A 12,780-nucleotide genomic window follows, 5' to 3' on the forward strand; every position below is an offset into this window, starting at 1 on the left:
TTCTTGACTCAAGCATTAATGCAGTACGATCTTCAAAGTTAAGATGATGGTATGACAATTTTATATACTCCATAAACCCTTTAAATTAATTAGGTGGTTTATGTCGCACTTCAAGTTTTACTCTGCCATGTATTAGAAAACCTAAGAAGTATTATAAAAAAATTTAAGGACTCTAGCTTATCTGAGACTCACTCTCCTGCTTATATGCAACTTAAGAGCCTAATATTCAATATTGAATCCCTTATACATGAAATCGAGGAAAAAAATGAATAATTTTAAGAATTATATTTTAGAAATGAAGAAATTAGCTCAAATAAAAAAAATTAAATGGGACATAGAGGTTGACAAAAATGGTGTCGTACTCTCTGAGGATCGCTGGAATTTAAATGAGATAATTGGAAATAATACAAGACCATTTTACTATCTTTCTAGTTTCGAACTGGTTGATAAGTTTAGATTAAATAATATTGAAAATGTTATTATTAGTAATAACTGGATTGAACTTATCAAAGCAGTAACAATAGAAAAAATTTTAATAGATAAAATAAAGCCAAATAGTATAATGCCAATAATATTTAATTTGAGAGTAATAGCTAGTATAGCAACAAAACCTCCATATGATATGAATCCAGAAGATTTTTTTAAAGTTATAAATCATATTGAGAAAATAGACTCTTTAAAAATTACAGCAATAAAAAGTATTGTAAAACATATTTTTGATATTAAGTTTTTATCTAAATTTTGTCCTATATATCCTTACTTAAATATTAAAAAAATATCTAGTTCTACCCCACTTTCTAATCAAATAGATAAGAGGGATAGTGCTGATAAACTACCCGAAAATAAATATTTTTGGGAACTAGTTAGAATTTTATATACAGAGGAACCAAAATCTTTTTTTGATTTTATTAGGTTTAGTCAACTAAAGTTATTAGTTCTTACTGGTTTACGGATTAGTGAAATAACTTCTTTACCTCTAAACTGTATAAAAAAGCACAATGTTTTAGATAAAAAAATCTATGAAAAAAATAAACAGTATGGGGCAGTTAGTCATTATTTTTCCCTTAAATACTTCGCAGAAAAATTAGAAAAAGAAAATCAACATAATATTTTACAAATTGAATCACAGATCATTCCAGAAATATTTGAGCTTGAAATCTTAAGTATTGTTGAATCAATTGAAAAATTAACTTTAGGTATTCGTTCAACTTTGAAAAATTTTGAAAATAAAAACTTAGGATTTTATGATGATTATATACCTGCTTACAGTGCTTATTTAATATTAAGTGGTAATAGTATTTTTTTAGAGAACATTGAATATGATACAAAGGAGCTAAATATTATACAACGTCAGGAACTATCCAATAAATTAATTGAATTGCAAATAAAACTATTAGATACCAAAGAATTCACACACTCTTTTTATACGTATATGCAAAGATTACGCTTAAAATGCTGTATATATAATCAAAAAAAACAGCCTTACCTTAGTCACGAAAAAATTATCTATAGAACCTCTTTTTTTCGAAAGTCTGATATCTTAAATTATATTTTTAATGAAAAAGAATCCAAATCTCCTGACCTATATTCTATTAAAGTGAATGATGGTTCAGTAATTAATTCTAGTGATTTTTTATTTCTGTATCCTAAAAGAGCCCTCATAGAAAATAGAAACAATGGTCTACTAGCAATTGATCATTATTTAAGTATTGGTGTTACCAATCGCCAAGCCCTGAACTGCTTTATTAGCAAAATTAGTGAAAGCACCCCTACTATTTTTGAAATATATGGATCAGATGAATTTAAAACTGCCTCACTAAAAAGCCATAGTTTCAGACACTTGATGAATACTGAATTATTCAGAAAAGGTATAGCAGATTCATTAATTACTAAACATTTTAATCGCCAATCTATTTCACAAACTTATGAATATGATCATCGCTCACTTGCTGAGAAATTAGATTTTAACAATATACCAACTATAAATAAAGACATAGATAATTCAAGAACTGAAGTACTTATAAATTTAATTAATGAAAATAAAACTAGAGGGCCTCTAATCAGCAAATATCTAGAAATTCAAGAAGAATATGGTGATGATGAAGCCTATTTGTTCTTGAAAACAGAAGCAGATGGATTTCATACAACACCTTATGGACATTGTGTAAATAGTTTTGCTGTTGATCCCTGCCCCAAACATCTTGAATGCTTCTCTGGTTGTAATCACTTTATGTCTACTGGTCTAAGTAAGCATAAACAAAACTTAATTAATCTACGAGATAAATTTAAGCAAGAATTACAAATTATTGAAGACTTCCCAAGTAAAGGAATAGGTAAATTGCATCAAATAGGTCACATTAAAAAACAAATATTAAATATAGAACTTATTTTGGAATCAGATGAAGGTTCTTTAGTTTTTCCTGCAGAAAATGATTTGTCTGATATTGATAAAAAGGATATTTTCGATGCATAATTTAATTCAACTATTAGAGCGTATGTTAGAGAATAATATTGACATTAGTTATAGAAAAGTTGCTGAATTAAGCAATGAATTCAAACATGCGTCTTCTATAACAAGGGACACTGAACGAAAAAATCTTGTTGATTCCTACAAATTTAGACAAGAAAAACTTAGATTATTAATTCGAAAAAAGACTCCTGAATATAATGTTCAACAAAAAAATCAAAGTTTACTCTTACAAATTGATGAGCTTAAGAATAATAACTTAGAACTGATAGCCTCTCATAATACTTTACTGAAAATTGTTGGTGAATTAGGTGGCTTTACAGCGTGGTCACAACTTTGTGAATCACTGGATCATTATGATCAAAGAGTTATAATTTCTAAAAATCATCCAGAATACTTAGCTTTTATAAAAAATTTACAAACTATTAGAAATCAAATGCAGCTATCTCAAATTGAATTATCAGTAATTTTGGGTAAGGATGAAAATTTTGTAGAAAATATTGAGTCTTTTGAACTTCTGCTACCAATCACAGGAGTCATCATAGTTGCTAATTTTTTACTTACACAGCAATTTGAAAATTATCGGAATTTTAAGCCAATTTTAGAGTGAGTGTTTAAGGGCTGTTGACATTTCAAGTATAAAATTTACCCGACAAAGGTAGCCAAATAAAGATACAAGCAGAGATGGATCCGGAAATTTGAACAACTCCTATAAGTGATACTCTGCTCCTCAAATGATGTTATAAACATCAATATATGGAGTATTTTATGGCACGTAGACCAAGAAGAAATCATTCAAACGACTTTAAGGCTAAGGTAGCACTTGCTGCGATCAAAGCAGAAAAAACACTTGCTGAATTGAGTTCTGAGTTTGATGTTCATCAAAACCAAATTATTGACTGGAAAAATCAATTGATCTCAGCTTCCTCACAAGCTTTCGATCAATCAAAAGCTCCATCAGAACCTCCCATTGATCTTAAAAAGTTACATGCAAAAATCGGTGAGCAGGCATTAGAAATTGATTTTTTAGAAGGTGTGTTGAAGAAACTGGGCCGCTTCAACCACAAAAGTTAATCGATCACTCACTTCAGATTTCAGTATCTAAACAAGCTAAGTTACTGAAAGTCTCTCGTGGTTGTTATTATTATCGCCCAAAACCTGTTAGCTCATCAGATCTGAAGCTGATGCGATGTATTGATGAATTACATATGCAATATCCTTTTGCAGGCAGTCGTATGATGCGTGATTTGTTGAATCGTCAAGGGCATCATATAGGACGACGTCATACACGTACTTTAATGAAGAAAATGGGTATTCAGGCGTTATATTGCAAACCAAATTTAAGCCAGGCTAATCAAGCTCACCGTAAATATCCATATCTGCTCAAAGGATTGGCTATTCAGCGCAGTAATCAAGTGTGGTCTACTGATATAACGTATATCCCTATGGCAAAAGGCTTTGTTTATTTATGTGCTGTGATTGATTGGCATAGCCGCAAGGTACTTGCGCATAGGGTATCGATTAGTATGGAGGTGGATTTTTGTATTTCGGCTTTAAATGAAGCGATTGAAAAATATGGATCACCTGAAATATTGAATACAGACCAAGGCAGTCAGTTCACCAGTGATGCATTTATTGATGTATTGAAATCAAATGGCATTCAAATCAGTATGGATGGTAAAGGTCGATGGGTAGATAATGTGATGGTTGAACGATTATGGCGGAGCGTTAAATATGAAGAGGTGTATCTCAAAGCTTATAGCAGTGTCACAGATGCGAAAAAGCAATTGAGTGCATATTTTGAGTTTTATAATCTGAAACGACCTCATTCGAGTCTAGACAAAATGACACCAAATGAGTTTTACTATGATCAGCTACCCCAACAAAACAAGGTGGCTTAACTAGAGCGGAATATCACTTATAAATACGCTTTTAGTTGTTCAAACAAGTGGAACCACCTCTGTTTACAGTTGATGAGTGGAATCTTTTTAAACAAGGATATGCTGAATTTGTAACGCTGACAGATCTTGAAAAAGAATATTGGTTTATTGCAATTGAGCATATTTTTGTAGATGAGGTTATTTGGTTAATGGCAGATTTTTCTGAAGGATGGAAAATGCAACATCAATTAGGAATTTATTCATCAATATTCAAATGTATATTGACCCCTAGTGTACTGCAACAATATGATTTAGAAATCAATACTTAGCTTTAAGATTTTATGTCATCAAACCAGTGAAAATGAAAACCTTCCGTTTTTTATTTTATAAGTCACTATTTTATTAACTTAGAATATTTAAATCGAATGATTTAAATATTCGTTTAATACAATGCCTACTTCACTTATATAGTTTAAGCAAAATGTCACTTTAGTAAGCTCTTCACCAGTTAATCTAAACTTTAGTTATACCGCTATTTATCATTTAACTGTATGAGCTTAACCCTATTCAAAGATGGAAATTATGAAAAAAAGTCGTTATTTAGTTAGCTCAGCTGGCATTATGACTGTGCTACTAATAGGCTGCTCAAAATCAGAAAATGCAGAGCATCATTCAGCAGATGCACCGTTAGCATCAGTAAGTGTAATGACTGCCCAAACACAATCAATAAATCTGATTGAAAATCTCCCTGGGCGTGTCACTGCATATCGTATTGCTGAAATTCGCCCTCAGGTTGGTGGCATAGTAGATAAAGTTCTATTTAAACAGGGTACTTATGTACATGCAGGTCAACCACTTTTTAAATTAAATTCTGAAATATTTCAGGCTGATGTCAAAAGTAATAGAGCAACTTTACATCGTGCTGAGGCTGAAGTAACACGCCTTCAAATTTTGTTAAAACGATACGCTGAACTGGTGACAGTTAATGCAATTAGTAAGCAAGAATATAACAATACTGAAGCAGAATATCAGAAAGCAAAAGCTGATGTTACTCAAATGGAAGCGATACTTTCACGTCAACAACTTAACCTAAAATATGCAACAATTACATCGCCAATATCTGGAATTATTGGTGAGATTTTAGTGACTGAAGGTGCATTAGTCAGCCAAGGTGATACTAAAGCCATGGCAGTAGTACAGCAAATTGATAAAGTGTATATCGACGTAAAACAGTCAATTACTGATTATGAAAAAATACAGGAAGCATTACAACAAGGGAATTTGTCAAATGCTAGCCATAACGTTGAAATACTAAATAGTCAAGGTAAGCCATACGATGTAAGGGGTGAAATTTTATTTTCAGACACTAAAGTAGATCCCGATACTGGTGATGTGACTATCCGTATTTTAGCGAATAATCCTAGTCAAAAATTGCTTCCCGGCATGTATGTCCGTATCAACATGAGCCGAACAAAAGTTGATAATGCGATTTTAGTGCCAGAGCAAGCTATCCAACATGATATTAGTGGTAAGGCGAATGTAACTATTATCAACCAAAAAGAGCAAGCACAAAGTAAAACTGTGCAACTGGGTCAGCGTTATCAAAATAGTTATGTAGTCACGCAAGGTATAAATGCGGGTGAAAAAATCATTGTCGAAGGTGTAGACCGTATTCAACCTAATCAGCGACTAAAAGTAAAACAATGGCAAGCACCTATAACGAATAATGAAAATGGGGGGCAGCAATAATGTCTCAATTTTTCATTCGTCGACCAATTTTTGCTTGGGTCATCGCCTTATTTATTATTTTATTTGGTGTATTAAGTATACCTAAATTGCCAATTGCACGCTTTCCAAGTGTAGCTCCACCACAAATTAGTATTACAGCAATGTATCCTGGAGCTACACCAAAGACGCTCAATGACAGTGTTGTAACACTTATTGAAAGAGAAATGTCAGGTGTTAAGAATTTACTGTATTACAGTTCAAGTTCAGATACCTCTGGTAGCGCTACTGTTACTGCTACATTTAAGCCTGGTACAGATGTAGAGCTTGCTCAAGTTGATGTTCAAAACAAAATCAAAGCAATTGAGTCGAGACTACCTCAACCTGTTCGACAACAAGGGCTTATGGTTGATGCAGCTTCATCTGGATTTTTGATGATCATAGGTCTGAACTCCCCTAATCATCAATATTCTGAAATAGACCTAAGTGACTACATGACACGACACGTCATTGAAGAAATCAAGCGAGTTGATGGGGTTGGGAAAATCCAGAATTTTGGAGCTGAAAAAGCTATGCGCATTTGGGTCGATCCAAATCGTTTAGTATCTTATGGTCTGAGTATTAAAGACGTAAATACGGCTATTCAAAATCAAAACCTCCCGATTTCACCTGGTCGTATAGGTGATACACCTGCCCTCAAAGGACAGCAAATTACGATTCCATTAACAGCACAAGGGCAATTGGAGACTGTTGAACAATTTAAAAAAATTAGTTTACGTTCGAATAAAAATGGGGCAACTGTACTGTTATCAGATGTGGCTCATATTGAGGTTGGTGCGCAGTCTTATAGTTTTGCCATTTTAGAGAATGGTAATCCATCTACAGCAATAGCAATACAAATGAGTCCCAATGCAAATGCCGTTAAAACTGCTGAAGGGGTAAAGGCAAAAATCAACCAATTGAGTACTTCATTACCTGATGGAATGAAATTCTCAATCCCTTATGATACTGCACCATTTGTTAAAGTTTCTATTCAAAAAGTAATTACAACATTGATTGAAGCCATGGTTTTAGTCTTTATTGTAATGTTCATATTTCTTCATAATGTTCGTTATACCTTAATTCCAGCTATTGTTGCTCCCATAGCATTGCTAGGAACGTTCTCTGTAATGCTACTTGCTGGCTTTTCTATCAATGTCCTAACCATGTTTGGTATGGTGCTGGCGATTGGGATCATTGTAGATGATGCCATTGTAGTGATTGAAAATGTGGAAAGAATCATGGTATCAGAAGGCTTGTCCCCTGCAGATGCCACCTCGAAGGCGATGAAAGAAATTACGAATCCGATTATTGGTATTACTTTGGTTTTGGCTGCAGTATTTTTACCAATGGCTTTAGCAAATGGTTCAGTAGGGATTATTTATCGCCAATTCACTATCACAATGTCAGTTTCGATTTTATTCTCAGCATTCCTAGCCTTAACTTTGACACCTGCTTTATGTGCAACCATGTTGAAACCAATAGATAAAAATCATGTGAAAAAAGGTGTTTTTGCTTGGTTTGATCGAAGTTTTGAAAAATTAAATAATCGATATGAACATGGTTTATTTAAAGTCATTAAACATAAAAGAACGGCTATGCTATTTTTTATAGGCATTGTTGTTGCACTTCTTTTTTGTTTTAAACAAGTACCTACTGCATTTATGCCAGAAGAAGATCAGGGTTGGTTTATGACATCAATTCAACTTCCTTCTGATGCCACACAAGAACGTACCAAAAAAGTTGTTACTGAATTTCAGGAACATCTAAATAAAGAAGTTGGTATTCAAGATAATATGGCGATCTTAGGCTTTGGATTTAGTGGTTCAGGGCAAAATACAGCAATGTATTTTACCAATTTACTCCCCTTTGAGGACCGTAAAATTACTGCCCAACAAGTCGTGGATAATGCGAATACTGCAATGGCTGACAGCTCGGAAGGCCAAGTAATGTCTGTATTGCCTCCAGCAATTGATGAATTAGGAAGCTCTTCTGGATTTTCATTACAATTGCAGGATGTAGGAAATATTGGCATGCAAGCATTAGCACAAGCCCAAGATCAATTACTCAGTTTATCAACTCAAAGTAAAAAAGTTGTAGATGTTTACTCTGATGGTTTACCAGATGGAAATTCTGTACAACTCAAAATTGATCGTGAAAAACTACAAATATTAGGTGTTAACTTCAGTGATGTTACCGATATCATTTCTACTTCAATGGGTTCAATGTATATCAACGATTTTCCAAATCAAGATCGTATGCAGCAAGTTATTGTTCAACTTGATGCCAAATCACGTATGAGTATTGATGATATTTTACAAATCAAAGTAAATAGTCAAAGTGGTAAACTGATTTCTATGTCTGAGATTATTACTCCAGTTTGGCAATACTCCCCACAACAATACAATCGTTACAATGGTCGTCCATCTTTAAGTGTTACGGGTAGTCCAGCACCTGGTATATCTTCTGGTCAAGCAATGTCAGAAATGGAAAATTTAATCAAACAACTTCCAAAAGGTGTGGGGTATGAATGGAGTGGTATTTCTTTAGAAGAAAAACAGGCTGAATCGCAAACTATATTTTTATTACTTCTATCTATGCTCGTAGTATTTCTTGTTTTAGCTGGGTTATATGAAAGTTGGTCCATCCCTCTTTCTGTTATGTTGGTTGTACCTCTAGGGCTTATAGGTGCATTTATAGCTGTAATGATAAGAGGTATGCCCAATGATATTTTCTTTAAGGTTGGTATGATTACCATCATTGGATTATCAGCGAAAAATGCCATTTTAATTGTTGAATTTGCTAAGGCTCTCCGAGAAGATGGGATGAGTTTAGTTAAAGCAACCGTTGAAGCTGCAAAATTGCGCTTGCGTCCAATCTTAATGACTTCTTTAGCATTTACATGCGGAGTTATTCCTTTAGTTTTTGCAAGTGGTGCGAGTTCTGAAACCCAAAAGGCTATAGGTACTGGCGTATTTGGAGGAATGATCAGTGCAACTCTTCTTGCTTTAGTGTTTGTCCCTATTTTTTTCATTATTGTTATGGGAACTGTTGATAAATTTTCTAAACAAAAAGGATCAAACTAATCTATAAGCTTTGTGGGTTAGAAAAAAAATAACTCACTTTGCATTGATCATATTTAAATTCTTGTTTTATCCATAGCACTAACCTATTAATTTTAAAAAATAATAGGTACTGGCTAAATAGCAAATCGATACATATCTTTTTCATAGAGGAAATATGATTTTAGTAAGTTCTTGTCTGGCTGGCTTAAAGGTACGTTATAACGGGACGCATAGCTTAAACGAAAAAATCGAAAAATTAGTCAAAGATGGAAAAGCTACTATGGTATGTCCAGAGATTCTTGGCGGTTTATCAACACCACGCGAACCTGCCGAGATTTCGGGAGGTAATGGCGATGATGTCTTAGATGGAAAAGCCTGTGTAATTGAAAAATCAGGAAAGGATGTGACTTCAATCTATATTGAAGGGGCATATAGAACTTTAAAAAAAGTTCAATTATTAAAAGCTACTCTGGTAGTGCTTAAAGAAAATAGCCCTTCATGTGGTAGTTCAATGATTTACGATGGTCAATTTAATGGGAATAAGATCTATGGCAATGGAGTTACCTCCGCTTTGCTTAAACGTCATAATATAAAAGTCATTTCAGAAGAAACTTTTTGGCAACTTTTACCCTAGTTCCTCCGCTTTTATTTAAAATCTTCATGCAACTCCAACCACGCCCCCCTTTGCAATATCAAGTCTCTTCGGTATTTAGAGATATAGTGAGGTAATAATCTAAGAAGCATATCCATTACTTCCACATCAGTTAAAAAGTAGTGGTTCAATTTTATGCTGTAATTCTTTAACAATTTTAGCAAGCTGATCATGTAAAACTAACCAACATTGCTCATGACCTTGCCCAATATATTCATCTATTATGAGTTGCAAAATGTCTTGATCTATCTGACTTAAGAATTCTAAAAACCATGTCGCAGCAACATCCTTGGCAACTATTGTTTTATGATCTAATGTATAAGCTATACGGCATAGCGCTAAAATTTGATTACATTCATCCTGATCGTCTTTCCAATGAGCAATAATTTGTGGATAAGTTTTTTGCATGGCAAATATTAATTGTTCATAGCTAATTGGATTTAACCAATCGCAAATATCAGGTCCAAAGATAGTAATGTTATGTAATTGGGCAGTTTTAAGTAAAATACTAATATCTGGATCAGATTGACTATAAAGTAATTCACCTTTGAGTAATTCTTCTCTCAACCACTCGCCATATTGTAGCTGATATGTATATGGATGATTTTTATTGGTAATACTCCCTTTTTCTAATATCGTAATTTCTAAGGCACGCGCTGTAGCATGACCAATCGGAACAGATATATTTAGAAAATTCTGCGCTAATTGTTTTCTTTCCTGATCGGTAATTTCACGTTCAATAATAACTAAAATATCAAGATCACTTTTATGTTTTAAACCACCATCAACATACGAACCATATAAATAAATAGCATAAAGCTTATCTTTAAAATTTTTTTGTAAAAGCTGTTTTACACTTTCAACTTGGCGACACTCTTCATCATTTAAGCTTTGCATATGATTTTTAATTTAAAAAAATAAGTAATGAATTCATAGAGCATTATACAGAATAAGTGTAAATAATTTAATCAATTAGTAAATAACATACTATTTTTACAATATATTTACTTTCAATATAGAGTTTAATACATAAAACTCTATCAATCAAAAAAAGCTTGAAACAACATCTGAATAGTAAGAGTCATTTCCTCCTCACTTTGAGCAGCAAAGCCAAAACGGATATGAAAACTATCACTTGAGTCTTGAAATATAGAACCCAATTCATATTCTGAATCAATTTGCAGTTGTTTTAGAATTTCTGCAAATTCTAAACGATAAGGCAATTTTAATTTTACCCATAATGCCATTCCTCCTGCTGGTGTTTGGATTTCTACCTTATCTTGGAATATTTGATGGAAAGTCCTTACGGCAAAATCACGTCGGCTATGATAAATCTTCTTCATCTTTCGAGTATGTCGTTTAATTTCACCTTGTTGCATCAATTCAGCAATAGCAAGTTCAGTAATAGCATTACCTTGTTTATCAATAAGTAAAATATCTTGCTTCATGGCATTGATAATATTCAGATCTGCCACGACATAGCCCACTCTCAAGCTTGGAGCAAATACCTTAGACAATGAACCGATATGAATCACTTGATCAGCATGAGGTAAACTAACCAGTGGAGGGATCGGACGACTGTCATAATGAAATTCATGATCATAATCATCTTCGATAATATAAAAATTGTGTGTTTTAGAGAGTTCTAAAAGTTTGAGTCGACGATCCATTGCCATCGAAACAGTGGTTGGATATTGGTGATGTGGTGTTGTATAGACTGCCGCAACTTTATGATTTTCTAAAATCTCAATCAAATGGTCAGTACTTAGACCATGTTGATCTAATCGAACTTGAATAATTTGAAAATGGGTAGATAGAAATGTCTCCACTGCAGGCGCATAAGACCACTGCTCCACAACTATGACCTGACGCTGTTGTTGTTTTGCAAGTACACGTGCTGCTAGAAATATCCCCATTTGGCTGCCACGAACAACACAAATATGATCTAAAGAAGTTTGAATAAATCTTTCCATCAACAGCATATTTAATAAGGCTTGACGTAGTTCAAGACTCCCTTGCGGATCTCCATAGCCCATAATTTGTTGTCGAGTCACTTTAATTAAAGCATGCCGATAAGCGCGAGAAAACAACTCATAAGGAATTAATCGAGTATCAGGAAGTCCATCATTGATAATCTGTATTTGCGAAGTATATGAATCAGTTGTAGCCTGAGAAAATGTCGAAATTGTTGAGTTAGGTTCTATGTGAGTTTTGACATCGGGTAAATGTTCGGAGACAAAAGTCCCCTGTCGTGGCTTAGAGATTAACCAGCCTTGTGCTTCTAAATCTTCATACACTGATTGTACCGTTTTACGGTTAATTCCCAATTCATTTGCTAAGCTACGAGAACCCTGTAAACGTGTACCCTGTTTTAATCGCCCAGACAAAATTTCCTGAATGATTTGATTTCCTAGTTTAAGAAAAATGGTTTTTTCTTCACGCTCACCAAGATGTAGCTTTATTTTCCACGGCTGTTGCATATTCATCTGGACCATATAAGTTTTAAAAACTGGATATTTCAAACCATCCACAGATTTCATATTCTGCCCTTGTCGATATGACAAATCAACAGAATAGGAGGTCTCATGGAAACCGCTCTACTTGATAAACAGCAATTAATGCAAAATGCCCAACAAAGCATGCAACAGCTTTTCCAAGATGAAGGCTATACCGATCAACAGAAACTGGCCTTAACTTGCCGTATTTTATTTGATCATGGGCATGATTCTGGTCTCGCTGGACAAATCACAAGTCGTACTGAAAAAGGTAATACCTTTTTGACTCAACGATTTGGTTTAGGTTTTGATGAAATCACCGCCACAAATCGGCTTTGTTGCACAAAGATTTGAAATACAAAGCCCCCTAATTGAGCCAAATTTAAGGCGTAACTTGGGTAAGTGGTCGACCTAATTCCGTAAATCTGTTGAGGACTGCTACACGTGCATGAATTTC

9 protein-coding genes and 1 pseudogene are annotated in these 12,780 nt (G+C 33.8%); 8 read left to right on the top strand and 2 right to left on the bottom strand.

Annotated elements, in window-relative coordinates; all coding sequences use genetic code 11:
- Positions 1-265 precede the first annotated feature (265 nt).
- The 7 genes from FTT88_RS15960 (at position 266) to FTT88_RS15990 (ending at position 9,810) form a co-directional block, all read left to right on the top strand.
- A complete protein-coding gene (locus FTT88_RS15960; RefSeq protein ID WP_180027272.1) occupies positions 266-2,473 on the top strand; it encodes a hypothetical protein in 2,208 nt (735 codons plus the stop codon).
- A complete protein-coding gene (locus FTT88_RS15965; protein WP_180027271.1) occupies positions 2,466-3,077 on the top strand; it encodes a hypothetical protein in 612 nt (203 codons plus the stop codon). The genes FTT88_RS15960 and FTT88_RS15965 overlap by 8 nt, the downstream gene beginning before the upstream one ends.
- Before the next feature lie 146 nt (positions 3,078-3,223).
- A protein-coding gene (locus tag FTT88_RS15970) for an IS3-like element ISAba14 family transposase (protein ID WP_099046175.1) occupies positions 3,224-4,368 on the top strand; the annotation gives its coding sequence in 2 pieces (ribosomal slippage) (positions 3,224-3,488 and positions 3,488-4,368; 1,146 coding nt in all).
- A gap of 47 nt (positions 4,369-4,415) precedes the next feature.
- Positions 4,416-4,676 carry a hypothetical protein gene (locus FTT88_RS15975; RefSeq protein WP_038349994.1) on the top strand — a complete coding sequence of 87 codons (261 nt, stop codon included), beginning with the start codon at positions 4,416-4,418 and terminating at the stop codon, positions 4,674-4,676.
- Between the two features lie 253 nt (positions 4,677-4,929).
- Positions 4,930-6,096 carry an efflux RND transporter periplasmic adaptor subunit gene (locus tag FTT88_RS15980; protein ID WP_052232764.1) on the top strand — a complete coding sequence of 389 codons (1,167 nt, stop codon included), beginning with the start codon at positions 4,930-4,932 and terminating at the stop codon, positions 6,094-6,096.
- Positions 6,096-9,197 carry an efflux RND transporter permease subunit gene (locus FTT88_RS15985; RefSeq protein ID WP_038349993.1) on the top strand — a complete coding sequence of 1,034 codons (3,102 nt, stop codon included), beginning with the start codon at positions 6,096-6,098 and terminating at the stop codon, positions 9,195-9,197. The genes FTT88_RS15980 and FTT88_RS15985 overlap by 1 nt, the downstream gene beginning before the upstream one ends.
- Positions 9,198-9,351: 154 nt before the next feature.
- The gene (locus FTT88_RS15990) at positions 9,352-9,810 is read left to right on the top strand and encodes a DUF523 domain-containing protein (RefSeq protein WP_077170035.1); all 459 of its coding nucleotides are present in this window, start codon (positions 9,352-9,354) and stop codon (positions 9,808-9,810) included.
- A gap of 126 nt (positions 9,811-9,936) precedes the next feature.
- On the opposite strand, the gene FTT88_RS15995 is transcribed toward FTT88_RS15990, so the two are convergent.
- Entirely contained in the window at positions 9,937-10,725 is a 789-nt protein-coding gene (locus FTT88_RS15995) for an aminoglycoside adenylyltransferase domain-containing protein (RefSeq protein WP_038350081.1), read from the bottom strand.
- A 143-nt stretch (positions 10,726-10,868) separates the two neighbouring features.
- On the bottom strand, positions 10,869-12,368 hold the full coding sequence (locus FTT88_RS16000) for a PLP-dependent aminotransferase family protein (RefSeq protein WP_052232770.1): 1,500 nt from the start codon (positions 12,366-12,368) through the stop codon (positions 10,869-10,871).
- A 45-nt stretch (positions 12,369-12,413) separates the two neighbouring features.
- Between FTT88_RS16000 and FTT88_RS16005 the strand changes: the two are divergent.
- Positions 12,414-12,659 (top strand): annotated as a pseudogene (locus FTT88_RS16005) (class II aldolase/adducin family protein); the annotation flags it as partial.
- Between the last annotated feature and the right edge of the window lie 121 nt (positions 12,660-12,780).

It is taken from the genome of Acinetobacter sp. YH01024 (assembly GCF_013420195.1).
GTDB classification, from domain to species: domain Bacteria; phylum Pseudomonadota; class Gammaproteobacteria; order Pseudomonadales; family Moraxellaceae; genus Acinetobacter; species Acinetobacter amyesii.

Excerpts from the sequence above, each read along its gene's own strand:
- FTT88_RS15960 (WP_180027272.1), top strand. The coding sequence starts at position 266 with ATGAATAATTTTAAGAATTATATTTTAGAAATGAAGAAATTAGCTCAA.
- FTT88_RS15965 (WP_180027271.1), top strand. The coding sequence starts at position 2,466 with ATGCATAATTTAATTCAACTATTAGAGCGTATGTTAGAGAATAATATT.
- FTT88_RS15980 (WP_052232764.1), top strand. The coding sequence starts at position 4,930 with ATGAAAAAAAGTCGTTATTTAGTTAGCTCAGCTGGCATTATGACTGTG.
- FTT88_RS15985 (WP_038349993.1), top strand. The coding sequence starts at position 6,096 with ATGTCTCAATTTTTCATTCGTCGACCAATTTTTGCTTGGGTCATCGCC.
- FTT88_RS15990 (WP_077170035.1), top strand. The coding sequence starts at position 9,352 with ATGATTTTAGTAAGTTCTTGTCTGGCTGGCTTAAAGGTACGTTATAAC.
- FTT88_RS15995 (WP_038350081.1), bottom strand. The coding sequence starts at position 10,725 with ATGCAAAGCTTAAATGATGAAGAGTGTCGCCAAGTTGAAAGTGTAAAA.
- FTT88_RS16000 (WP_052232770.1), bottom strand. The coding sequence starts at position 12,368 with ATGAAATCTGTGGATGGTTTGAAATATCCAGTTTTTAAAACTTATATG.